26 protein-coding genes are annotated in these 23,720 nt (G+C 60.7%); 15 read left to right on the plus strand and 11 right to left on the minus strand.

The annotated features are described in order from the left end of the window. Window positions 1–61: 61 nt before the first annotated feature. From JH15_RS09390 to corA, 3 genes are all read left to right on the plus strand, one after another. Window positions 62–967 carry an alpha/beta hydrolase gene (locus tag JH15_RS09390; RefSeq protein WP_052384012.1) on the plus strand — a complete coding sequence of 302 codons (906 nt, stop codon included), beginning with the start codon at window positions 62–64 and terminating at the stop codon, window positions 965–967. A gap of 113 nt (window positions 968–1,080) precedes the next feature. Next, window positions 1,081–1,890, plus strand: a complete 810-nt coding sequence (dkgB, locus tag JH15_RS09395; protein WP_043529666.1) for a 2,5-didehydrogluconate reductase DkgB — start codon at window positions 1,081–1,083, stop codon at window positions 1,888–1,890. Between the two features lie 98 nt (window positions 1,891–1,988). Beyond that, on the plus strand, window positions 1,989–2,957 hold the full coding sequence (gene corA, locus JH15_RS09400) for a magnesium/cobalt transporter CorA (protein WP_043529668.1): 969 nt from the start codon (window positions 1,989–1,991) through the stop codon (window positions 2,955–2,957). Between the two features lie 70 nt (window positions 2,958–3,027). Here corA and JH15_RS09405 read toward each other — a convergent pair whose 3' ends face one another. The 3 genes from JH15_RS09405 to JH15_RS09415 form a co-directional block, all read right to left on the minus strand. After that, complete coding sequence (locus JH15_RS09405) at window positions 3,028–4,218, minus strand: MFS transporter (protein ID WP_052384013.1); 1,191 nt, start codon at window positions 4,216–4,218, stop codon at window positions 3,028–3,030. A gap of 47 nt (window positions 4,219–4,265) precedes the next feature. After that, a complete protein-coding gene (locus tag JH15_RS09410; RefSeq protein ID WP_231566412.1) occupies window positions 4,266–7,853 on the minus strand; it encodes a S41 family peptidase in 3,588 nt (1,195 codons plus the stop codon). Window positions 7,854–8,005: 152 nt separating this feature from the next. Then, complete coding sequence (locus JH15_RS09415) at window positions 8,006–9,610, minus strand: alpha/beta fold hydrolase (RefSeq protein ID WP_231566413.1); 1,605 nt, start codon at window positions 9,608–9,610, stop codon at window positions 8,006–8,008. A 136-nt stretch (window positions 9,611–9,746) separates the two neighbouring features. On the opposite strand from JH15_RS09415, the gene JH15_RS09420 reads away from it, so the two are divergent. Beyond that, on the plus strand, window positions 9,747–10,073 hold the full coding sequence (locus JH15_RS09420) for a thioredoxin family protein (protein ID WP_052384014.1): 327 nt from the start codon (window positions 9,747–9,749) through the stop codon (window positions 10,071–10,073). Window positions 10,074–10,196: 123 nt separating this feature from the next. Next, complete coding sequence (locus JH15_RS09425) at window positions 10,197–10,619, plus strand: CBS domain-containing protein (protein WP_043529670.1); 423 nt, start codon at window positions 10,197–10,199, stop codon at window positions 10,617–10,619. Window positions 10,620–10,682: 63 nt separating this feature from the next. Here the strand turns inward: JH15_RS09425 and arfB are convergent, their stop codons facing one another. Next, window positions 10,683–11,096 carry an alternative ribosome rescue aminoacyl-tRNA hydrolase ArfB gene (gene arfB / locus JH15_RS09430; protein WP_043529673.1) on the minus strand — a complete coding sequence of 138 codons (414 nt, stop codon included), beginning with the start codon at window positions 11,094–11,096 and terminating at the stop codon, window positions 10,683–10,685. 187 nt (window positions 11,097–11,283) lie between these two features. On the opposite strand from arfB, the gene JH15_RS09435 reads away from it, so the two are divergent. The 5 genes from JH15_RS09435 to JH15_RS09455 all read left to right on the plus strand — a co-directional run bounded on the left by JH15_RS09435 (window position 11,284) and on the right by JH15_RS09455 (window position 15,585). Then, on the plus strand, window positions 11,284–11,904 hold the full coding sequence (locus JH15_RS09435) for a PRC-barrel domain-containing protein (protein ID WP_043529675.1): 621 nt from the start codon (window positions 11,284–11,286) through the stop codon (window positions 11,902–11,904). A gap of 359 nt (window positions 11,905–12,263) precedes the next feature. Next, complete coding sequence (locus JH15_RS09440) at window positions 12,264–12,695, plus strand: phage holin family protein (RefSeq protein WP_043529677.1); 432 nt, start codon at window positions 12,264–12,266, stop codon at window positions 12,693–12,695. Beyond that, entirely contained in the window at window positions 12,692–13,183 is a 492-nt protein-coding gene (locus JH15_RS17530) for a DUF3618 domain-containing protein (RefSeq protein ID WP_052384015.1), read from the plus strand. The genes JH15_RS09440 and JH15_RS17530 overlap by 4 nt, the downstream gene beginning before the upstream one ends. 189 nt (window positions 13,184–13,372) lie before the next feature. After that, window positions 13,373–14,431: an SDR family oxidoreductase gene (locus tag JH15_RS09450; protein WP_043529679.1), complete on the plus strand. Its 1,059-nt coding sequence runs from the start codon at window positions 13,373–13,375 to the stop codon at window positions 14,429–14,431. Between the two features lie 89 nt (window positions 14,432–14,520). Beyond that, window positions 14,521–15,585 (plus strand): aldo/keto reductase, encoded by a 1,065-nt coding sequence (locus JH15_RS09455; protein ID WP_043529680.1) that lies wholly within the window; start codon window positions 14,521–14,523, stop codon window positions 15,583–15,585. Window positions 15,586–15,672: 87 nt separating this feature from the next. On the opposite strand, the gene JH15_RS17800 is transcribed toward JH15_RS09455, so the two are convergent. Then, window positions 15,673–15,837 (minus strand): YjiS-like domain-containing protein, encoded by a 165-nt coding sequence (locus JH15_RS17800; RefSeq protein ID WP_081948964.1) that lies wholly within the window; start codon window positions 15,835–15,837, stop codon window positions 15,673–15,675. 169 nt (window positions 15,838–16,006) lie between these two features. Here JH15_RS17800 and JH15_RS09460 point away from each other — a divergent pair, with 169 nt between their 5' ends. Further along, complete coding sequence (locus JH15_RS09460; protein WP_052384016.1) at window positions 16,007–17,482, plus strand: aminotransferase-like domain-containing protein; 1,476 nt, start codon at window positions 16,007–16,009, stop codon at window positions 17,480–17,482. 11 nt (window positions 17,483–17,493) lie between these two features. Here the strand turns inward: JH15_RS09460 and JH15_RS09465 are convergent, their stop codons facing one another. The 6 genes from JH15_RS09465 to hmuQ all read right to left on the minus strand — a co-directional run bounded on the left by JH15_RS09465 (window position 17,494) and on the right by hmuQ (window position 21,569). Continuing rightward, on the minus strand, window positions 17,494–18,276 hold the full coding sequence (locus JH15_RS09465) for a DUF1499 domain-containing protein (RefSeq protein WP_043530647.1): 783 nt from the start codon (window positions 18,274–18,276) through the stop codon (window positions 17,494–17,496). Window positions 18,277–18,355: 79 nt separating this feature from the next. Then, complete coding sequence (locus tag JH15_RS09470; RefSeq protein WP_052384017.1) at window positions 18,356–19,384, minus strand: DUF1853 family protein; 1,029 nt, start codon at window positions 19,382–19,384, stop codon at window positions 18,356–18,358. Beyond that, window positions 19,371–20,003: a hypothetical protein gene (locus JH15_RS09475; protein ID WP_043529682.1), complete on the minus strand. Its 633-nt coding sequence runs from the start codon at window positions 20,001–20,003 to the stop codon at window positions 19,371–19,373. The genes JH15_RS09470 and JH15_RS09475 overlap by 14 nt, the downstream gene beginning before the upstream one ends. 46 nt (window positions 20,004–20,049) lie before the next feature. Next, the gene (locus tag JH15_RS09480) at window positions 20,050–20,262 is read right to left on the minus strand and encodes a DUF3820 family protein (protein WP_043529684.1); all 213 of its coding nucleotides are present in this window, start codon (window positions 20,260–20,262) and stop codon (window positions 20,050–20,052) included. A 38-nt stretch (window positions 20,263–20,300) separates the two neighbouring features. Next, on the minus strand, window positions 20,301–21,239 hold the full coding sequence (locus JH15_RS09485) for an oxidoreductase (RefSeq protein WP_052384018.1): 939 nt from the start codon (window positions 21,237–21,239) through the stop codon (window positions 20,301–20,303). Window positions 21,240–21,245: 6 nt separating this feature from the next. Further along, window positions 21,246–21,569 carry a heme-degrading protein HmuQ gene (hmuQ, locus tag JH15_RS09490; RefSeq protein ID WP_043529686.1) on the minus strand — a complete coding sequence of 108 codons (324 nt, stop codon included), beginning with the start codon at window positions 21,567–21,569 and terminating at the stop codon, window positions 21,246–21,248. 118 nt (window positions 21,570–21,687) lie between these two features. Here hmuQ and JH15_RS09495 point away from each other — a divergent pair, with 118 nt between their 5' ends. From JH15_RS09495 to JH15_RS09505, 4 genes are all read left to right on the plus strand, one after another. Then, entirely contained in the window at window positions 21,688–22,053 is a 366-nt protein-coding gene (locus JH15_RS09495; protein WP_197053300.1) for a helix-turn-helix domain-containing protein, read from the plus strand. Further along, the gene (locus tag JH15_RS18465; RefSeq protein WP_197053301.1) at window positions 22,025–22,855 is read left to right on the plus strand and encodes a type II toxin-antitoxin system HipA family toxin; all 831 of its coding nucleotides are present in this window, start codon (window positions 22,025–22,027) and stop codon (window positions 22,853–22,855) included. The genes JH15_RS09495 and JH15_RS18465 overlap by 29 nt, the downstream gene beginning before the upstream one ends. Then, on the plus strand, window positions 22,777–23,295 hold the full coding sequence (locus JH15_RS18470; protein WP_331280877.1) for a type II toxin-antitoxin system HipA family toxin: 519 nt from the start codon (window positions 22,777–22,779) through the stop codon (window positions 23,293–23,295). Before JH15_RS18465 ends, JH15_RS18470 begins: the two co-directional genes overlap by 79 nt. Before the next feature lie 68 nt (window positions 23,296–23,363). After that, complete coding sequence (locus JH15_RS09505) at window positions 23,364–23,660, plus strand: YciI family protein (RefSeq protein WP_043529690.1); 297 nt, start codon at window positions 23,364–23,366, stop codon at window positions 23,658–23,660. Window positions 23,661–23,720 lie beyond the last annotated feature (60 nt).

Here is a 23,720-nt window from a genome sequence, read left to right on the forward strand (position 1 = left end):
ACGAATACCGGGTAATTCCCTTTATTAGCGTATTCTTCGACGATCCGCCAAGGAGGGGCGCATGGGATTACGTCGCATCCTGAGCTGTCTGTCATTTTTCGTCCTGCTGCATGCCGGAAGTGCTGCAGCGGGTCAGGTCTCCCATCATACGTTCGACTCCGATGTCCTCGGCCGCCCCTACCCCTACACCCTTTACCTGCCGGATGGCTATGCCATCTCCAACCTCGAATATCCCGTGGTCTATCTGTTACATGGGTCTTTCGGCAGTGCTTATGACTGGACCCATAAAGGGCGCTTGAAACCCACCGTGGATCGCATGATCGCTGCGGGACGAATCCCTCCGGCGATCTTCGTCATGCCGGGTAGCCAGAGCTGGTGGGTCGACGGTCATAACGAACGGGCCAGAACCGCCTTTCTCGAGGAATTGATTCCGCATATCGAAGCGACCTGGCACGTGGCCGCCGAGCGGGCGTGGCGAGGCATCGGCGGGCTCTCGGCCGGCGGCTACGGCACGATCAATTTCGTCATGGAGCGCCCCGATCTGTTCGCTGCCGCTGCCGCGCTGAGCCCGGCGAGCTATCATCCGCTGCCGCCCCGTACGTCATCGGCGTGGCGACATCCGGCCTTCAGCGGGGAAGATGGGGAGTTCGATGCCGATCTCTGGCGGGCCTTGAACTACCCGGCACGGCTCGACGGCTATCTCGACCAGTCCCATGTGGTGCCGCTTTACCTGAGTGCCGGCAATCGTGACCGGCACAAGGCCGTCGCCCACGCCGAGCGGCTGTACGAAGCGCTTCATCCCCATCAGTCAGGGGAGTTGGCACTGCAGGTACTGCGCGGCGGGCATACATGGCGGGTATGGCGCTCGAGCTTGCCTGCCGCGCTGGATTTCATGTTCGGCTATCTCAAGCCTCCCCGGGAGATGAGGGTAGAGGCCTCTCCGACGGTGTCGACCCCACCGCAATGAGGTAACTTCGCGATGGGCACCGTAAGCCGATTCGAGGAGCTTCCCTTGAATTTCGCGCCGGGGAGTGCCATGCCTTGAAGGTCTTTTCACTCGCATGCAGGAGCAACGATTCTATGGCAAAGCACATCCCGCGCATTGGCCTCGGCACGTTCCGCCTCAAGGGGCAGGATGTCATCGACTCGATCGGTTCGGCCCTCGAACTGGGCTATCGGCATATCGACACGGCGCAGATGTATGGCAACGAGACCGAGGTGGGCCAGGCGATTCGCGAAAGCGGAATACCGCGGAAGGATATCTTCCTGACCACCAAGGTGTGGTGGGATCGCCTCAAGGGCGATGACCTGATTCGGAGTCTCGAGGAGAGTCTCGAGCGGCTGGGCGTTGAACAGCTCGATCTGGCACTGATCCATTGGCCGTCGCCCAACGACGAAGTCCCGATGCGTGAGTACATCGGTGCCCTCAATGAGGCGCGCGAGAAGGGCCTGACCCGGCATATCGGCGTCTCGAACTTCACTATCGCCCAGATCGACGAGGCACTGAGCGTACCGGGGGGTGAGCACATCATCACCAACCAGATCGAAGTGCATCCCTACCTGGCCAACCGCACACTGGTGGCCCATTGTCAGGCCAAGGGCATGCAGGTGACCGGCTACATGCCACTGGCCGTGGGCAAGGTCATGCAGGAACCCATCCTTCAGGAAATTGCCGATGCCCATGGCGTGAATCCGGCTCAGGTGGCCCTGGCCTGGGTGGCAGCACGCGACATCGTCGTGATTCCCTCCTCGACCAAGCGGTCGCATCAGCAATCCAACCTCGCTGCGCTGGACCTGGAACTCAGCCGCGATGAGATCGCGCGCATCGACGATCTCGATTCCGGTGAGCGCATCGCCAATCCCGACTTCGCGCCGAAATGGGATGAGTGAACTGATTCACCGCGGTCATCTGCGCTAGACTCGAGAACCCAAGCGAGTGGATGCCTCCCGGGAACGCACCCGGGAGGCCGAACGGACAAGGAGCGCCCATGATACGTACCCTGCTGGTGACGGGAGACGGTAAAACGCACAGCGGTGACGCATCACTCATCGAGCAATGGCAGCAGGACCCCGAGAGCCATATCTGGATCGACCTGCAGGGAGAAACCCAGGAGCATGAGCGCGAACTGCTGGAGTATTTCGACTGTCATCCCATGGCCATCAACGATGCCCATCGCGAGCGCCATCCGCCTAAAATCGAGGAATTCGAGACACATACGCTAATCATCTACCGGGGCATCTCGGCCTTCGATGCCGAGCTCAACTACGAGCCCCAACAAGTCGCCATGTTCCTGGGCACTCGCTACCTGATTACCCTGCACCCGGGCATGGCCATGAGCATCGACCGGTTATTCGCCGGCGACGGCAACACGCTTCTCGCCAAGTCGCCCGAGTTCGTGGCACTCAAGATCATGTATACCTCGGCGGGCTTCTATCAGGACAGCCTGCTCGAATTCGAGAACCAATTGAGCGATCTCGAGGACGAGCTACAGGACGCAGGCACCGATGCCCTGATGCGCCGGATCATTGCCTACCGCTCGCGGCTGGTGAAGATGCGTCGCATCTTTAACTATCATCAGGGCATCACCCAGGAACTGATCGCTTACGACTATGAGCATTTGCCGCGCGAAGAGGCAGAGACACTGCACGCCATCAATGACGTACACGAACGCTTCGAGCGGCTCTACAGCCTGACCCAGATGTATTACGACATCTGTGGCGACTTGATCGATGGCTACATCTCGATCTCATCGCATCAGTTGAATATCACCATGCGGGTGCTGACGGTGATCACGGCAATTTTCGTTCCGCTGACATTCATCGCCGGTATCTACGGGATGAACTTCGCCTATATGCCCGAGCTGGAGATGCGCTATGGCTACTTCATGGTCATGGGCATCATGCTGGGTATCGGTGTGGCACTGGTGTGGCTGTTTCGACGCAAGGGCTGGTTCTGATTCCGCCCGAGCAACGATTCGCCAGGGATGCCACATCCCCGGCGAGCGATTGAGCCTGCATCGGATGTAATCAGGCCTGGTAGCCCTCATGTGGCGTATGGGGGTTCCCGTGGCTCAGGCGCAGACGCAGGCAGTACAGCCCGGCGCCAAGCAACAGCAGCATACTGGCCAGCAATAGCGGCAACGCTTGCGCCCCGGCCAGTTCGAGCAGTGGGCCAGCCACTGACGGCACCACCATGGCGCCGAGGCCAGCCGCCATGAACACCATGCCGGTATAACGGCCTGTCATCGCCACCGACAGGTTTGCCAGGCTGAACAGCGTGGGGAAGAACGCCGATGCGGCCAGACCGAAGAGTACGGCCGCCATCGGCAGCGGCATGACCATGCCATACAAGCCTATAGCAGTGATCAGGCCCAGGCCGAGACTGGCGTTGAGCAGCTTCCACGGCGACCACCAGCGCAAGGCAGGCACTGCCAGTAGACGGCCCAACGAGAGCATCAGCCAGAACAGCGAAACCAGTAGGCCGGCATCCTCGGGGGGCATGTCTTGCAGGACGCCATAGGCGGTGATCCAGCCAGCAAAGGTGACTTCGATTCCCACATACAGGGCGAACAGCAGCATGAACATGCCGAGTAGCAGATTGTCGCGTCGCTTGGTAGGCAGCACGCCAGGATGCCCCTCGGTTTGCGGCATGCTCGGGCTTTGCAGACGCGATAGCGGCCAGGTCAGCAGCACCAGATAAAACGCTACGACCCAGAACGTCCAGCGGAACTGCCCAGTGAACACGATGGCAGCCAGCATGACCAGCGGGACCAGCACATTGCCGAGCCCGAAGAAAAAATGCAGGACACTGACAAACGGGGCTGCCGAACGGCGATGTGACCACAGCATTAGCGTGTTCCCGCCCGCATTCATCGACACCTCTGAGAAGCCCAGCAGGAACATCATCACTGCCAGCATCCCCAGGGTCGGGCTATACGGAGCGATCAGCAGGCCCCCGGCCGTCATGAGTGCCATGCCCATCAGTACACGATGCCCGGCATAGCGATCCATCAGCATGCCGGTGATGAATCCGCCGCCGATATTACCCAGGGCGCGAAAGGTGAACAGAATGGCAATTTCGCTCATGGTGGAGCCGGTCATTGCCGCGAAATGGGGTAATGCAGGCCCCAGCAGGCCTCCCGTCATCCCCACGCCGATGAATAGAAGAAAATAAAACAACGTCACCCGACGTTGTGATGAATCCGCAAAACGTAACATGTCCAATCCTTGGCATAAAAAACGTAACGTCCAGTAATAAAGTTAGCCTACTCTTTCGAATCGAGCCGTGCGAGAAGATCCTCGACTGCCTGCTCGAGTTGCCGATCCCGATTGGCAACCTCATCCTGGGGCGCCTGTGGCACGTATAGGTCGGGCATCGCTCCGTGATGCTCCATGTCCGTGCCGTCGGGCAGATACCAGCCTCGAAACGGACGCCGCACCGTGGCGCCATCGATCAGGTAGTGGGTATCGGTCGATATCACCCCGCCATAGGTCTGTTCGCCGACCAAGGTCCCGCGGTCCAGGGTCTTGAAGGCATGCGCCAGGATCTCCGCATTGGAGTAGCTCTTTTCATTGGCCAGCATGTTTACCGGTAGCGTATAGCGCGGGGCGTCGAGGCGATCCTGGGGATAATGCCCCGTTCGCTCAGGATCCGCACCGGCCGGGACCGTGTACGCATGCTCCTCGGCCATGATCGAGGTCAGTATGCGATCGGTCGTATTGCCACCCCCATTGTTGCGCACATCGATGATCAAGCCATCCTTACCTTGTGCAGCGGCATAAAGATCGCCCTGAAAGCCTTCCAGGGAAGTCTGGTTCATGGCCTGGATATGCAAGTAACCCAGGCGGCCGTCGGATAGCGACTCCACCTGCTGTCGATTGGCCTCGCGGAACGCATCGTACTTCAACTGTGCCAGGCCACTCAGGTCGGTGGGCGTGATCAACGTGCGGAACTCGCGCTGACGCCCGAAGCTATCGGGGCGTTCGAAGGTCACGATCACTTCTCCACCGACGCGCCCGCTCAGACGTTGCAGCAAGGTCTCCTGGGGCTCGAATTCGCGCAGGTCGATCGCGGTAATGATATCGCCTCGTTGCAGCGGCATCGGACTGCGTTGTACCGGGCCGTCAAGAATGATTTCCGTGACTCGATAGCCCTCACGACCATCCTCGAGCATGATGCGTGTCTTTTCGATGCCGAGTCGTCCCGAAGGCTCGCGCAATGCCGACGCGGGTCCCGGATTGCTGATTCCGATATGCGAGGCCGCCAACTCGCCCATCAGCTGATTGGCGATGTCACTGAACTCGCTCGAGGTACGGGCTCGGCGGATGAGCGATGCATAGTCCTCGACCAGCGCCTGCCAGTCGAGGCCTTTCATGTCCGGCCGGTAGAAATTTTCGCCTATCAGGCGAGCCGCTTCATGAAACTTCTGCAGCGATTGCTTGCGCAGATCGATGCGCAGGCGGTCGCTGATATCCGGATGGCGAGGCTTACCGCCACTCAGGCTAACCACGCCGACACGGCCGTTATCGATATAGACCACATGTTCACCCGTGGTGCTGATCTGCTGCACATTGACACTCGGGCCAAGCCGGATGCGCTCGCTGCCGTCCCAATTCATGGCCATCAACCCGTCGTTGCCGGAATTGAATACGTAGCGATCGCCCCCGGGGGTCATCTCGTTGGCATACTGGTGGCTGGGCGATGCCGTGACACGTTCCAGCCGACGCCAGGCGTCGTCGAGCTCCAGTGTAGGCGCCTCGTCGTCGGTCGACTCGACGGTGCCCCGTTCCAGCCTCTCCGTGGACAGGGGCTGGCGCTTGGCGGCCGCCTCACGGCTTCGACGGTAGTAGGTGTTTAGCTCGCGGGCGGTATAGGTCTGCAGCTCGCGATCCAGGTAGACGCGGTAGAGGTCATAGCTATCGCCGGAACGGTTGGAGATAAATGTCAGCTTACGACCATCGGCCGACCAGCGGGGGTTGAGGTCGTTTCGGGGGTGACGCGTGATATTCACCGGGGCGTCACTGCCATCAGCCGGTACGACGAAGATATTGCTGCTGAAATTCAGGTCGTTCTGCGCATAGGCGATATAGCGGCTGTCCGGCGACCAACGCCAGTGCAGCGAGGTATCCCACCCCTCGACGAGAGTGCGTACATCACCACTGTCGATATCCATCACCATCAGGTCACCGCGACCGCGGCGAAAGGCGAGGGCGCTACCGTCGGGCGAGGGCGATACATCGCGGTCGTTATGCTCGCTTTCCAATACCGGGGTGACCTCGAAACGTACCGCATCGTGCCAGCGTGTCGGGTCGCGATTCGCCGGCAATGCCTCCGCCGGGGTAGCGTCGAGCGCTGCCTCGGGCACGATCTCGGGGTCCACGAGCTCAGGTTCCACGGGCTCAGGTTCCACGGGCAATTGGTGCAATGGCTCGGGCACGTCGATCGGCGTGTCCGGCTCGGGCTCAGGTGGAGGGCTGGTCGGTAACCCCGGCCCGGGTGGGGCAAAGGGATCCTCCGGCTCTTCATGCTGCAAGCTGGGAATCGGTGGCTCGCCATGGGGCTCGCCCGGCTCGGCAACCAATGCCGTGGGCTCGCTGCGGCTGGTACCGCCGCTGGGCGGCGGCGCGGGCTGCGAACGCTCCGCGGGGGGTTGGCGTTCCGCCTCGCGGCGAATCTCTTCACGGGTCAGACTGACCTGGGCCTCATGAATGGTCCGGGTGCCATCGGCATCGTTGGTGAAATACAGGCTCAATCCATTCGGCGACCAGGCCAGGTCGTGATGTCGGGCATGGGTGCGGGGCGTGACCAGCCGGGTCGGGCTGTGTTCGTCCATGTGCCTGACATAGACCCGACCATAGGCGATGTAGGCCATGGTCTTGCCGTCGGGGCTCAGGGCGGCTTCGCTGACGTCACGATCGATTCGGTGCAGCTGGTAGTCGTCTCGGCCATCCTCGGCGGCGCGCAGCATGATCGGCTCGGGCGTGGCCTCGGGATCGTCCAGATCCATCCGATAGAGGGTGTCCCATACGTGAAAGACGGCAGTGCCGCCATCCCGTGAGATATCGAAAGACTGCAGGTCACGCTCATCGAAATGTGTAATGCGCTCGAACTGGCGGGGGGATTCATCCAGGTCAACACGATACAGGTTGACGGTGCCGTCCTGGCGATCCGACATGAAGGCCAGGCTATCGGAATCGATCCACTGGGCGCTGCCATCGTCACCGTCCCGTTCGGTGATTGCCTCGAAGCGCTCCGCCCGGCGATCGTAGAGCCAGACATTCATGGCATCGGGGCCCCGATAATGGCGACGGTTCCAGCTGTGATAGGCCCCATCCCGGGTGAAGGCGACGCGTTGCCCGTCCGGCGACAACTCCGGCTCGGAACCGAACGCATCGTGCAATCGACGATGTTGCCCGCCTTCTGGCGATATCCGATAGGGGCGTTCGTCACGGTGAACGTCAGCCTCGAGCATGGTCGAGAACGTGACGACCGCTTCCCCTTCGTCGTCCTGTCCATAGGCAGGGTGACGCATGTGCTGGTCGGCGTGGGTAAGCTGGGTCAGACGGCTGCCGTCACGGTGGATACGCCATAGGTTCATGTAACCATCGCGCATCGAGGTGAAGACGATCCACTCACCATCCGGGCTCCATGTGGAATGTAGATCGTCGAGGTTATGCCGGGTCAGGCGGTTTGCCTGGCCCCCGTCGATGGAGGCACGCCATAAATCCCCACCCCAACTGAATACCAGCTCGGAGCCATCCGGGCTGACGGAGGGAAAGCGCGGTAATCCCACCTGTTCGGCTTGCGCCAAGGCGGGTACTGGCAGGAAACCCGTGAAAAGAGCGACGAGCACGGCTCTTCTGAGCCGTGTTAGATGCCGGGTGACCCGAACATCACGCCGCAGCGAATCGACTCCCTTGATTCGAACTGCTTGCATAACCCCATTGCGACCTTGTTACTGCGTGCAACTACGGTAGCACTCCTCGGGCTGTCATTCGAGATGACTCAGCTTGGCGGTTCGAGAACCCAAGGCTCGAGTGCGACCTCATCCCGGCACGATGTATCGAGTTCGGCATGCGGATCGTCAAGAAAGGCATTGACCAGTGTCGAGCGGCACTCGGTCACGGGACTGTGTCCCTTGGCCTGGAATTCGACGTACTGCAGGTCGGGTAAGGTGCGCTGCAAATGCTGGCTCCAGCGCGTGCCGCAGCAGGGATCCATCTGTCCATGAATGGCCAAGGCCGGTGTATCGCCGTGAGGTGGGTCATTGTGTTCGTCAGGTACCGCGCCGTCCTCACCCCACCAGGCACACAGCCAGGGGGGCTCGAAACCCAGCACGGCCGGTTCACGCTGCACGGCTGTCCTTGAATCCTGTGGCGTGGGGCGGTTGCTGCCCATGTCGTTGCATACGTGGGCGAGGAAATAGCCCAGGGCATAGTTGGGCGCCTCGGGGTTGGGATTGTAGTCCTCGACCCGGAAGAAATCCGGCAAGCGGGAATAGTCGCCAGCCTGGATATCCGCTACCAGGCTTGGCAGCAAGGCGTAATCGGACGCCAGCGAGAGATAGAGCGTATCGAGGAACGCGGCTCCGTCGAAGTAGAGCGTCTTTTCACTTTCACCTTCACCCACCTGAGCGATGTAGGGGCGTTCATCGAGAACACGCCGCGCACGGTCGATGGCTTTCAGCCAGTCAGGTATGAGCGTGCGACACGCTTCGTCCTGAGCGACGCATAGCGCCAGCGCATCGGTGAAGGTTTGCTTTGCCGTATAGAACTCATCCACCGGCGGGCGATTGCGCAGATGGTTGAACCAGGGCCAGCCGAAGATGGCCGCACGGGTGCTGTCGGGATAATACTGCACGTAGGAGGCAAGCGTGCCACTGCCGGTCGACGAGCCAAAGCCATCGATGGTTTCGTACTCCAACAGGCGGCGCAGCTCGTCTACGTCGCGCGAGATGGCGTAAGAATTGTACTGAGAGACGTCGATGCCTTCCTCGACGAGCTTGCGATAACACTCGCCCACGGCCGGGACGATATGCTCGAGGCGCTGCATCGGGTTCAGTGACGCGGTGATGGCCGGCGTATGGAACACGTTATGGTAGGGCGACACCTTGGCGTATTCAGGGCATTCCAGGCTGGGTTCGGCATGGATGAACCCTCGGTGGTCGAGGGTTATGAGGGTCCGGTTGCCGATGTCCTTGCGAAGCTGTTCGAGATAGTCCCGCTCACCCAGCGAAGAGTAACCGGGACCGCCGGGGAAGAAGACCACCGGCACACTTTCAGGCTCTCCGGATTCGGGCGCGATCACCGCCACCGGTAACTGAACGCTGTTGCCGTTGGGGGCGTCCCAGTTCTCCTCGCCATGGAACGTATAGCACTTTGCCTCCATCGCCTTGAGCGCCTCGGTGACACACTCCGATGACTCGAGGCGGGGTAGGCCATCCTTCTCCGTTGACGTTGACTGGGCATGCACCGTGAGCGGCGTGGCGAATGACAGGGCCATACCCAGCAGTGAACCCAGGGCGAGGCGATGATACGCAGGCTGAGTAGACGCTGAACGAGGTTGTCCGGGGAGAGCGAGCAACAGGTGAGGCAACCCAAGGTGAGACATGACGAACCCTCGTGACCTGGCTGGTCTTTTCACACTAGCATCCGCTTCGCTGGGGTCAATGTGCCTACCCGGTTGAGCGCAGCGGGCGTCGGCTTCTAAATTGTACTTATCACGCTGGATAAAGGAGGTAACGCCTATGTCCATGCAATTCACGTATAAGCCCGTCGACCTGGATCACGAGCAGGTCAAGTCTCTCAAGGGACCCACCATTCTCGAATTTGGAACGCAGTGGTGCGGTTTCTGTCAGGCAGCCCAGCCCAAGTTGGAAACGGCCCTCGCCCAACACGGCGATATTCGGCACATCAAGGTGGAAGACGGCCGAGGGCGTCGTCTTGGGCGAGCCTTTCGCGTCAAGTTATGGCCGACGTTGGTGTTTCTCGAAGATGGCGAGGAAGTCGCTCGTGTGGTTCGTCCAGGCAGTACGGACTCCATCAAGGATGCGCTTCAGCGCATCGCGGCTTGATAAGCGAAACGAGTTACCGATCGACAAGAAATAGTTGCTGCTCACGCTTTGATGTGACTTTTACCAGCAGCTATCACTACTGTGTGTACAGAGTGGAATAACGCACGCAAGGAGGAGGTGTTTATGCAAGTACGCGAAGTCATGACCAAACGCCCCGATTACCTGACCGTAGACGCCACGATACGTGACGTTGCGGAACGGATGCGGCGTGACAATTCCGGTTTCGAGCCTCTGGTGCAAGGCGATAAAATCGCCGGCACAGTGACCGATCGCGATATCACCGTACGCGCCATTGCTGAAGGCAAGAGCCCTGACGACAAGGCGAGCACGATTGCCACCAATGAAGTGCTCTATACGTTCGAGGACAAGGACCTGAAAGAAGTCTTGCGCAACATGCAGGATCAGAAGGTCCAGCGCTTCATTGTATTGAATAACCAGAATGACAAGGATCTGGTGGGGGTCGTCACGCTCAGCGATCTCGCGGACCACTGTGAGGATGATGACATGGCCCGCGAAATCGTCAGTGCCACCAGGCATTATCTCTGATCGAGCCAGACTGGAATGCTCCGGGGCACCGCGCTAGCGGTGCCCCTTTTCATGGTTGGCTACCTATGCCTTTACTTTGCCGCGCAAGGCCTTGGTGTGGCCCTTTCGGGTCTTCTTGTCTACCCGACGTCGCTGGGAAGCCTTGGTGGGCTTGGTGGGGCGGCGGGCCTTTTGCAACTTCACCGCGTCCTGAATCAGTGTCTTGAGGCGCGCCAGGGCATCTTCTCGATTCAGCTCCAGCGTACGGTGGCTTTGCGCCTTTATGATGACCACGCCCTCCTTTGTGATACGGCTGTCGCGCAGGGCCAACAAGCGCTCCTTATGGAAAGCCGGGAGGCTCGAGTTGGCAATGTCGAAGCGCAAGTGTACGGCCGAGGCCACCTTGTTCACATTCTGACCACCGGCACCTTGGGCACGTATCTGACTGATTTCAATGTCTCCCTCCGGCAGCGATACCGTATTGGAGATTGTCAGCATGCTGGACTCCCTTAAGAAGTTATATGCTCAGGCTATCACACCGTGACGCTACGCTGGACGTTCGCTTAGGTAGGAGAGGGTGCCTGAGCCACGGTTCATCAAGGCTGCGTTACGTTATTTTTTCTTGGCGGCCCTTTTTGCACCGAACTATCTTGCTTGGGTAAGCCTTACTCAAGGAGGACGTATCATGAAACGGACACTACTCGTACTTGCCATTGGTTCGATTTCGGCCGCCCTGGCTGGCGGTGTGCTGGCCCAGGAGTCCGGCAGCAACACGAGCGGCGGTCAAAGCCAAGGCAGCGGCCAGGCTGCAGGCGCGGTCGAGATGGACACCGAGAAAGCCGAGATGCCACAGGACAGCGAAGGCCAAATGGAAGACGATCAGGCCTCGCAAGCCAGCGGCCAGGAGCCTGCCAGTTCCTCTCAAAGCGGTTCAGGCAACACTAGCCAGGCAGGGGGCGGCCAGGACAGCGCCTCGAGTCAGCTCGACGAGTCCATTCGCCACATGCAAGCCAGTGAACTCGAAGGCATGACCGTCATCAATCAGGAAGACGAAGAGATCGGCGACGTCAAGAATGTCGTCAAGGACGACCAGAGCGGTGAGCTTTTCGTCGTCGTCACCGTGGGTGGCTTCTGGGGCTTAGGGGGCGATGAAATCGCTCTGCCGTTATCGGATATCCAGATTCAGGAAGACCAGCTGCAGATGCAGACGACCTATGGTGAAGACCAGATCGAAGAGTCGGCCAACGAGTACGATGAAGAAAGGTACAGTGAAGTGGATGGCGAAACGACACTCGACGACGCTTGAAATCCATCCTGCTATCAAGCGAGCTAAGCAAGACAGTAACGAGGCAAGGCCAAGGGCCTTGCCTTTTTTTATAAAACAAGCGGGACCGATTAATAATAGTTCGGAGTAACGCAAGTTAGTCGGTTGTATATTTACTTACCCCTAGGGTGATTGTTTGTTGGTTTTAGAATCCATGGCTCCTATATCAGCTACATAAGGCGTGTTCACTAGTTAATCCGGTTGACGCCAAATTGGTCTGCACTAACTTCAAGGAAGTGAAGCAACGCTTGAAGCGATATTGCCGTTTCGCTGTTTTAGATGAAACAGATGAACTCGCTCGCTTGTTTTGCATTCTGAATAACTCAGGGAGGTAGAAGGACATGGACGCGCATACTCGAAACGAGCCCTCTTCCATCGGGACGCTCTTTTCCAGCTTGACCAACGAAGTCACCACCTTGGTGCGTGGCGAGGTACGCCTTGCGCAGGCCGAAACGGCCGAAAAGGCAACGCAGGCCGGCAAAGGGGTCGCTTTCATCGCCGCATCGGGGGCCATACTATTCTGTGGCTTCATCGTGCTACTGGCCGCGGCGGTCTTCGGGCTGAATACGGTATTGCCTCCCGAAACGACACCGTGGCTTTCCGCGCTCATCGTGGGCGGCGTCGTGCTGGTCATCGGGGCTATTCTCTTGCAGATGGGACGCAAGAAGCTCCAATCGCTCGACTTGACGCCCGATAGAACAGTAGCCAGCTTTAAGAGTGACAAGGATCTAGTCGCACATCATAAAGTCGAGGCCAAGGAGGAGATGAAATGAGTCAGCGAGACGAGAACACCAGCCCGGACGACATCGAGGCAGAGATTCATCAGACCCGCGAGGAACTCGACGACACGCTCCATGAGTTGGAGCATCGGCTCTCTCCGCAGCATGCCGTGGATGTCGCCATGGATCGGGTGCGCAATGGCGGCGCCAACGAATTCCTGTCCAACCTGGGCAGGACCATCAAGGAAAATCCGCTGCCTGTGCTCGTTACCGGCATTGGCTTGGGCTGGTTGATCCTATCCCAGCGCAAGTCGCAGAAACAGGAGCAGGACTATTCCTATGCGGACGATTACGCACTGGCCGCCTACAACGAAGGCACAGGTATTGCCGCGCGCAATGAAGCGCCGCAACGTATGACGGCCGTACACCTCGGCACCCAACAGGATCGTAGCCATCCGTCTCAGCACCGCCCCGAAGTGGTGGGCGAAGCGACCCACCTGGGTACGGGCCAAGGCTGGAACGGATACGTACGTCCGGCCTGACGATCCGCGCTCGTTGAGCCGCAGCGACACCCGCAGCTGATTGGCTGCGGGTTTTTGTGTCGCTTTCGGTTGACGGGACCTTTGCCAAAGTGAACAAAAGTTAACCCCCGGCGCATTGTATTCCTGCCTGACGCAACTAAATTTAATTTAGCTTGGATGCGAATCAGGATTATTCACAGGGAGACATCAATGCAATCCGATCAACCCTTCGACGCGACACGCCGTAAATTCGTCGGTGGCCTGGCTTCCGGCGTGGCTGCGGCCGCCGTGGCCGGGCCTGCGCTGGGACAGCAGACGCAACAGACGAACGCCCAATCCAATGCCCAATCGGCGTCCGGCCAGGCAGGGGCCGCAGGCAGCGGTCTGACTCAGAAGCAGGATCCTACCAGCCAATATCCTCAACCGCCATTTCCTGAGCAGCCCCAGGAATGGCCCGGTCTGGCCAGCAAGATGGAACCGCGTCCGGATCATGGCGAGGAAAGCTACCGCGGCAGCGGCCGGCTGAACGGACGCAAGGCCCTCATCACCGGGGGTGATTCCGGCATCGGGCGCGCCGCGGCCATTGCCTATGCCCGTGAAGGGGCGGACGTGGCGATCAATTATCTCGAGGCCGAAGAGTCCGATGCCCAGGAAGTGATCGAACTGATCGAGGCGGAAGGGCGGACTGCCGTGGCCATTCCCGGCGACATTCGCGAGGAAGCGTTCTGTCGTGATCTGGTCGAATCGGCCGCGCAGCAGCTTGGCGGGCTGGATATCCTGGTCAACAACGCCGCGCGGCAGCAGTGGAAGTCGTCGATCACGGATATCACCACGGACGACTTCGACGCCACTCTGAAGACCAACCTCTATGCCATGCTGTGGATCACCCAGGCGGCCATGCCGCACCTGAAGCCGGGTGCTGCGATCATCAATACCTCATCCGTCGTGGCCTACGACCCGCCCGAGATCCTGCTCGACTATTCGATGACCAAGGCAGCGATCGTCAACTTCACCAAATGCCTGGCCAAGCAGGTCGCCGATCAAGGCATCCGGGTCAATGCCGTGGCGCCCGGCCCGTTCTGGACGCCCTTGCAGCCCAGCGGCGGTCAGCCCCAGGAGAGCGTACAGAGCTTCGGCGAAGATACCCCGATGGGGCGTCCCGGCCAGCCGGTGGAACTTGCCGGCGTCTATGTACTGCTCGCCTCGCAGGAAAACAGCTACGCCACGGGCCAGGTCTACGGTTCCACGGGCGGCAGCGGTGGGCCGTGATCGGGCCACAGTCGACAAAAGGCAACCGTCGACACGGGCGCCTTGGAACGGCTACGTCGCGAATAGGACCATGAAGGAGCAATAGCGATATGGTATATCGCCCCCTTGGCCATTCTGGCCTCAAAGTGTCGCCGTTGGTGCTGGGATCGCTGACTTTCGGTGGCGATGCCGGTTTCGAGAAGGTAGGTAACGTGGATGCCGATCAGGCGAGGCGCTTGATCGACATTGCCTTCGATGCTGGCGTCAACATGATCGATACCGCGAACCTGTATTCAAAGGGGCTGGCGGAAGAAGTGCTTGGCAAGGCATTGAAGGGCAAGCGCGAGGATGTCCTGCTGGCCTCCAAGGTGCGTACGCCGATGGGCGAGGGGCCCAACGACGGCGGCGCCTCGCGCCATCACATCATCCGCGAGTGCGAAAATAGCCTGCGTCGCTTGGGCACCGACTACCTCGACCTGTACCAGCTCCACCAATGGGATGGCCTCACGCCCATCGAAGAGAGTCTGTCGGCCCTCGATCATCTGGTGCAGTCTGGCAAGGTGCGGTATGTCGGTACCTCGAATTACAACGGCTGGCAGATGATGAAAACCGTAGCGACTGCCCGGGAACACCGGCTGACGCGGCCCATCAGCCAGCAGATCTACTACACGCCGGAATCCCGTGAAGCCGAATACGAGATTCTGCCGGTGGGGCGCGATCAGGGGTTGGGTACCTTGATATGGAGCCCCTTGGGCGAGGGCCTACTGACCGGCAAGATCCGCCGTGGCCAAGAAACTTCGGCCGATCATCGCCAGGGCACCGACTGGCCCGAGCCTTACGTACATGATCGTGAGCGGCTCTATGACATCATTGAGCTGCTGGTCGAAATCGGCGAGGGGCACGGTGTCTCGGCTGCCCGGGTCGCGCTCGCCTGGCTGGTCGATCGCCCCGGTGTCACTTCGCTGATTCTGGGCGCGCGCAACGAAGATCAGCTCAAGGATAATCTTGCCTGTCTTGAGCTTACGCTAAGCGATGCCGAGAAGGCGCGTATCGAGGAAGCCACCCGCCCGGCGCCGATCTATCCTTATTGGCATCGGGCGATGAATGGTACCGACCGTCCCGAGCCGGCGGACGAACCCTTCATGGAGAACTATCGCAAGACGATGGGGCTCTAGCCTGCTGTGATCCTGCCCAGGGAGGGGGTTCCCCTCCCTGTTTTCTCCCTGGTTATTCTTACCTCACCTTCCTTCGTGACACTTGCGTCACTCCCAGAAGGACTTGCGGGCTTCGCGTTCCGCCTCGAAGCGTGTCATGCCGATGTCCTTGAGAAGATGGCTGTTGAGGTCGCGCAGACGTTGGCGTGTGCTGCGGCGCTGACGGTAACGACGGAATCGGGCGACGAGACGGTCGAGTCGAGTGAAGCGCATGGCGATTACTCCTGTTGCGGTGCCTGCAAACAGGGTATGGTTTGCTTCAACAGCGATACAGATTCAGTTTATATTTTATTTTACGGTACAGATAGGCGCATGGATGGACTGTACCGGTGGGGTGATTGGATTCTGTACCGTTTTCGATTGACGGGCCGAGGGGGTTGTCGTGAAACGCTACGAACAGGTTGCCGCCACGCTGCGTCAGCGCATTGAGCAGGGTCGGTATCGTGTCGGGGATCGATTGCCCTCGATACGCACGCTGTGCGCCGATCTGAAGATCAGCGTTTCCACGGCCCAGGAGGCTTACCGACGGCTGGAAGACGCTGCACTGATCGAGGCCCGGCCCAAGTCCGGCTACTACGTGTTGCCACGTCAGGTGCCGGAGATTCTGCCGTCCATGACGCGTCCGGCCCAGCGCCCCCTGGATGTCTCCCAGTGGGACCAGGTGCTCGAACTGGTCGGCAAGCCGCGGGATGCCGAGGTACTCATGCTGGGGCGGGGAATACCCGACCTTGAGAGCGCGACGCTGAAGCCGCTGTCGCGGTCGCTGGCGAGCCTGCATCGGCGTGGCGATGTGCATGGCCTCAATTACGATAGCCTGACGGGCAGCCTGGCATTGCGTGAGCAGATCGTTCGCCTGGCCACGGCGTCGGGCTGCCTTATGCACCCCGACGATGTCCTGATTACCACCGGCTGTCAGGAAGCGCTGGCCATCGCCATTCGTACGCTGACCTCGCCGGGCGATGTGGTTGCGGTCGATTCGCCGAGCTTCTATGGCACCATGCAGATACTCAAGGCGAATGGGCTCAAGGCGCTGGAGATTCCTACCGATCCGCAGACTGGTATCAGCCTCGAGGCGCTGGAACTGGCCCTGGAGCAGTGGCCGATCCGTGCCATCCAGGTCACGCCAACCTGCAACAATCCGCTGGGCTACACCATGCCCGAGCCGCGCAAGCGTGCCCTCGTGGCGTTGGCTCAGCGCTTCGACGTGGCAATCATCGAAGACGACATCTACGGCGATCTGTCCTTCACCACGCCTCGACCAAAAACCCTGAAGGCCTTCGATGACGATGGCCGCGTCCTGCTGTGCAGCGCCTTCTCGAAGACGCTGAGCCCAGGGCTGCGGGTCGGCTGGATCGCCCCGGGGCGCTATCGCGATCAGGTCACGCACATGAAGTACGTATCCACCGGGGCCTCGGCGACGCTGCCCCAACTGGCGGTGGCCGAGTTCATTGCCAAGGGATATTACGAGCGCCACCTGCGTGAGATGGTTCGCCAGTATCAGCGCAACCGCGACACGCTGCTCGGTTGGATCAAAGCCCATTTTCCCGACGGGACCGGGGTGAGCTATCCCCAGGGCGGCTTTTTGTTATGGCTGGAGCTCCCGGCCGGTGTCGATTGCGTTCGCCTCAATGAGCGATTGGCGCCGGCGCATATCCGCATCGCCCCCGGTTCGCTGTTCTCCGCCTCGGGCAAGTACCGCCACTGCCTGCGGCTCAACTACGCTTCGCCGATGACCCCCAGGGTGGTCGACGCCATTCGGCACGTGGGCGCCACGGTCACCGACATGGTGGCCGAAGCCGCGGAGCTGGCTGTTCCCGGTCTGTCTATCCCCGATCTAGCTACGCCCGACCAGCCCTGATCGGGCGCCGTTCAGGGGTTGCCTCGGTCTTTGACGCGCTCGCGCAGGATCTCCATGAATTCGCGAATACGTCGGGCGTTGGTGCCGACATCGCCACGCCCCACCCGTGATGCCGAGCGCACGTCCACCCGGACGCCATCCTCGCGCTCGCTCAGGCGGACCACTACATCGTCCTTGAAACCGAACCAGCGGGTGGTGGCGGTGGCTTCCAGCCTGGCCTCGCCGACCTCGGCAATCTCCCAGCCCATGTCGCTGGCGGTGGCCTCGACGGCTTCCAGGGTGTCGTCCAGCGTGAGTTCCGAGGTAATGGGCCGAATATCCTGATACGCCTCGCGCTGCTGGCGCGCCGTGTCTTCGCCCGGGTAGTCGACGGCGTTGGGCGTGGCTTCCCGCGCCGGGGCCAGCGCCTCGAAGGCCGGTGGGTTCTGCATGTCGGTAGTGATGTCATGAATCGGTGGCACTTGTCCGGCACGCTGCTTCATCTGCCAGGGCACCACCATCATGGCCGCCACCGCAACAATCACCAGGCCCCCCACCAAGGCCGGTCGCAGCCGCTTGCTCAGGCTGGCCGCGATGAGTGTCACCAACCCCAGGACTGCCGCTCCCAGGGCCAGGAGCGCGCCCTGGCGCAGCAGGCTGAACGCTGTGCCCAGCGCCACCAAATCAAGACGATGCAGCGGGCCCGCGCCGCCCATCATCAAGGCGGACACGATAAGCAGCCCCAGGCTGAGCCAGGCGAGCCAGCGAAGCCAGCGCCCTTTGTGTCGTCGTGGTGTTGTCGAAAACGTCGCCATACGTACCTCGCTTCGCCCACCTTGTGTCAATGAACCGGGATCATCCTTCCAGAGCATAGCGCTTGGTGACGCTCACGCGTCAGGCGGTTTCATTTGCAGGCGGCAACGCCACGACGCGAGGCCAGCCATTGGCAACCACGAAGACGCGACATATCCCGCCATCCGCTCTTGAGAGCAGCACATGCCGGGCAGCGCGGTGTTCGCTGAAATGGGCGACCAAGCGATCGCCAATAGCGTCGAGAGGCTCCCACGCGTTCGGCTGCGGCGGGGCCAGCCAGTGCGGCTTGTGGATCAGCACCCCCTGGTAATCGGCGGGCAGGTGGGCGGCCAGATCATGCCAATCCTCGAAATGACACCACACACCGCGCATGGCCTCCGGGTGGGCCAGCCGCGGCAAGGGTAGGTCATGACCCCAAGGGCTGTAGAGGCATCCCGGCATGATTACGCGTTGCTGGAAATGCGCTACGGGAAGCGAGCGGGCGAGGTGCGGATCGGCAAGCGCCGTAAGTCCCATCGGTAACTGCTTGTCACCTAGGCGCTGGGCCTTGATCGCCAGGGAGTCGACACTGTCGAGGCCTATCCAGCGGGCGGCATCGTCGGCGTCGCCCGGTCCGTCGGGCAGGCCCAGATAGAACTTGATGGCAAGTTCGACATGCGTGGGATTGGAAGGGCCTTCTTCGGGTGTGCGGTCGGCATAGACCAGGTCCAGCTCACCCAGCGTGCGCGTATCGTCGCGTAGTGCCACGTTGGTTGCCAACAGGCGCGTATGCGGTGCTCGCGCAAGGATCCATTGCCACAACGTTTCGTGATAGATCCCCAGCCGCGACGAGCGGCGCTGCTGCAACCATCGAGCAAAGTCGTCCGCCTTTCGTTCCTGCTGCCTGAGCCAGGCACGGCGTCGGTCATCCTCGTCCAGCCCCAGCTCAGTGAGGCTCGGGCGGCCGCGATAGCCGATATCCGCCATGTCAGGCGCATGCAGTAACCAGGCAATATCCCGAACCCACGGCTCACCGAGCGAGGCAAGATCGCCACTCAGCGACGCGGAGCAGGGCGCGAAGCTCTCCTTCAGCAAGCGTTCCCCGTGTTCATGCTTTTCAGGCTGCGTCATGGCCAAGGTGGCGGCTCAGTTTGCCGATGCGATATAAGTCGTGCATATACCGGTCGAAACGAGCCAGCACGTCGGTCATTACGATCAACCCACAGATCGCCGCCAGCAGGATATATGCGTTATTCGCCCAGGCGAGCGGGCCTGGCGGAAGGGCATAGCCCAGGGTGAACACGCTCAGCCCAGCCAGGAACAGCACAGCCAAGGTATTGAATACAACGATGGAAAGCAGCGGGCCTCGGATATCGTGACGGGGCGGGCGTGTCCTCACATTCAGCAGGTGGCGGATCCTGACATCACCGTGCTGTTCCATCCGATGCTGTCGGCGAAGCAGCATCTCGATATCGATGAGGCCATGCCCGGCGCGAAAGGCCGCCCATGCGAAGCGATGATCGAAGTCCTCGCCGAACACACGCGTGGCCGTACGGTCGAACTCCGCCGTGTGCCCTGTCTGGGCGCAGGCATCCGCCTCGCGTGCCAGGTCGATCAAGTCCTGGCTCTCTTCGATGGGCTTTTCCAGTTCATCCTTCTGCACGGTCCGGCTGCAGTAGATGGCGTACAGTTGGTAGATCGAGATACACACGCCAACATAGATCAAGCACAGCGCCAGAACGCTCAGCATCATTTACTCCCGTTATCGTTAGCCAGGGGGCGAGCCCAGGAGGCCATCATCGCTGGCGCAGCGGGTCGAGTAGCGCGCTCAGCCCGTTATGATCGATTTCATGCATCAGATGCAGTAACTGACCGATCTCGCCCTTGGGGAAGCCCTCGCGTGCGAACCAGTTGAGATACGGCCCCGGCAGGTCGGCGATGAGCCGGCCTTCGAACTTGCCGAAGGGCATCTTGAGGGTGACCAGCTTCTTAAGATCTTCCGGATTCACGTCTCGGGTTCCTTTCATTCCTGGCGCGTTTCACCGCGCTACTCAACCCACGTCGCTCCGGTCAATTCGCAAGAGACGTTCCACAGCCGCTCGGCAATGGCTCGGTCCCGCGCTGCCGTGGCGATATGGGCGCGCTTGGGCTTACCTCGCGTCTCGCCTAAGCCGTTAGGGCCGATATAGTCGCCGGGTCGAACGTCGTTGTCGATGGCGGCATGCAACACGGGGCGTGCTCCCGCGGCAGCGGTTTGGCTGATAGCCGGCAGGGCCAGGCGGAAGACCCTCCCCAGCATGCCACGGCTCTTGACGCCATGTTCGAACAACGCCGTACGCGATAGACCGGGGTGAGCCGCCAGGCTGGCCAGTCCCCAGCCATGTACCTGGCTACGCTGGTGCAGCGCCTGGCTGAACACCAGCATGGCCAGCTTGGATTGTCGGTAAGCCCGCCAGGGATTGTAGTGGCGTTCGCCCTGCAGATCGTCGAAATCGATGCGGCCACTGCGGTGTGCCAGGCTCGCGAGCTGCACCACGCGCGGCGCCGGTGCGGCCACCAACAGTGGAAGCAGCCGGCTCGTCAGCAGGAAGTGGCCAAGATAGTTGACGCCGAGCTGCCGCTCGTAGCCCTCCTGGGTCAGCTCCCGTGTCGGTAACGCCAGAACGCCGGCATTGTTGATCAGCAGATCCAGCGACGCTTCGCGGGAATACAGCTGGTCAGCGAAATCGCGTACCGAGGCCAGGCTATCCAGGTCGAGCGGTTCATAGCGGACGTCGGCTTCCGGGTATTCCCTGCGGAGCGCATCCACGGCGGCATGGCCCTTGTGCGGTGTACGCGCCGTCACGATGACGCGATAGCGCTCGCGCAACAGACCCCGGGCGGTTTCAAGGCCCAGGCCGGTGTTGGCCCCGGTGACTACCGCCAGGAGCCGGGGTGCCCGGCCTGGTGTCGCGCCGGGCTGCTCGGGTTGCCTATTGAAAGGCATGACGCCTCAGGCGTCGCCGATGGTCTGGATGACCTCGAATCCCTCGAACTTGGGCGGGCCGAGATACAGCCCCTCACGGCGGCTCTGACCGGCGTTGGCATGCGCGGCACGGAACGCTTCGGAGTGCGTCCAGGCCTCGAAATCCTCACGCGACTTCCAGATGGTGTGAGAAGCGTAGAGCACGTGATCCTCTTCCTCGGGGCCACGCAGCATGTGGAACTCGACGAAACCCGGCAGCCCCTGCAGGTGGGTCTCCCGCTCCAGCCAGATCTGCTCGAATTCTTGGGTTCTCTCGGGATTGACTCGAAAACGATTCATGGCGATGAACACAGCGCACACTCCTTATGGCCAGGGGTAGTTCCGGCTGACGATGACACCTAACCTTGCGGGGAGCAAGGTGGTGAGGAGGTCCCGCTAACGCTAGCGGCCTCTCTATAAAGTCGCTAATATGCATCAAATGAGTTGCTTTTTAACCATCAGTGCAACTTTTAAGGTGCTTATGAGTCTTCAGGACCAATACCGCCAGCGCCGAAAGGCACTCCATTTTACCCAGCAGGATCTGGCTGATCGTACCGGCATGGTGCGCCAGCAATACCAGCGCCTGGAACGAGGCGGTAACCCGCGGCTGGATACCCTCGAATTAGCTGCAGATGGCCTCAATGCCAAATTGATGCTGATCCCTCAGGAAAAATGGCATGCGGTGACGGCACTTCTGCAAGGAGAGGCCAGTTCGACTTCAGGGCTCGACGCCGATCCCTGGCAGGGGCTTCTGGGTGAGAGTGACCATGATGAGGGCGGCCGCGATGGTCAATGAAGCGGTCGAGATGCTGTCTCTCGAACTGCATGGTCGGCGAGTAGGCTATCTGGCCGGCTATCAAGGGGGGCGCAATGTCATGGTCTTCGATGAGGCCTGGCGGCTTGATGACTCACGGCCTACGCTCTCGTTGACACTACATCCCAACTTTCCCCGCGCCGCCGAGCTTATGCAAGCGCCATGGGTTCGGCAGCAACGTCTGCATCCCTGGTTTTCGAATCTCCTGCCGGAAGGGGCGCTTCGCGACTGGTTGGCACAACGGCTCCGGGTGCATCCGGACAGCGAATTCCCGCTATTGGCCAGTCTGGGCCATGATCTTCCCGGCGCCCTGCAAGTCTCTGCGGTGGCGCCTGACGACATGCCGGACTGGGTACTCAATCATCGGCGTAGCATCACCCCGGTGCGCCAAGTGGCCGAAGTAGGCGGGGGGTTCTCGCTGGCCGGCGTGCAGATGAAATTTTCCATGCGTGAGCGGGATGGGCGATTCCACTTCGGCCACGCTGACGAACTCGGTGACTGGATCGTCAAGACACCCTCGACACGCCATCGCCAAGTACCGGAAAACGAGGCCACCGCGATGTGGCTGGCGCAGAGCGCCGGGGTCGATATCCCCGAGGTACGTTTGATATCGCTGGACACGCTCGAAGGCTTGCCCCGATCAATCTGCCGGACGAGCACATGGCCTACGCCATTCGCCGGTTCGATCGCGCAGGGGCGCAGCGCATTCATGCCGAGGATATGGCACAGGTGTTGTTCCGCTATCCTCATGAGAAATATGAAGGCCCCAACTATGAGCAGCTAGGGCGCCTGCTACGAGAATTCACGACCGATGGCCTGGCCAACGTTCAGGCCCTGGCACGCCGCCTACTGGTCGACGTTCTTCTGGCCAATGGCGATGCGCACCTCAAGAACTGGAGCTTGTTGTATCCGGACCGGCGCTCGCCGCAACTGGCCCCCGCCTACGATATCGTTACCACACTGGCCTACCTCGAAGGCGACCACCGCTTGGCCCTCAACCTGAATGGAAAGAAGGACTGGTATCGGCTAGGTGAAGACGATTTCCGCCGTTGGGCCGATAAGGTCGGCGTCGCCTGGCCCTCCATTCGCACAATACTCGACGATACTCTGGAGCGCGCACGCACCCAGTGGCCTCGCCAGCTGGAAGCGATGCCCATGACCGATACCCACAAGGCAATTCTCAAGAGACATTGGCGAAACCTGGCACCGGAATGGCGGTTCTGAGCCGGCTGTTGTTTCCTTCCGAAACACTCTACATTCAAGCGCTACACAACGAGCCAGGGAGTCGAAAAATGAAGCAGTACGCCGTGGTGGCTTACGATTACACCGATGACGAGGCGTTGGCGCGCAGGCTAGCCAATCGCGATGCCCACCTGGAAGGGGTGCGAACGCTAGCCCAGCAGGGATGCTTTCTCAGTGGCGGGGCCATTCTCGACGAGGCAGGCAAGATGATCGGTTCGAATGCCCATTTTCAGTTTGCCGACCGACAGGCACTCGATGTGTGGCTCGATACCGAGCCCTACATGACCGGGCGCGTCTGGGAACATGTCGATATCAGTGAAGTGAAGCTCTTCGATCCGACCGTGTAATAGCGATAGTTGGAGGGGGCGGGGTGCCATGGTATACAGCCTTGGCGCTTTGAGGAGAGA

Origin of the sequence: Litchfieldella xinjiangensis (assembly GCF_000759345.1) — a bacterium.
Lineage (GTDB): Bacteria > Pseudomonadota > Gammaproteobacteria > Pseudomonadales > Halomonadaceae > Litchfieldella_A > Litchfieldella_A xinjiangensis.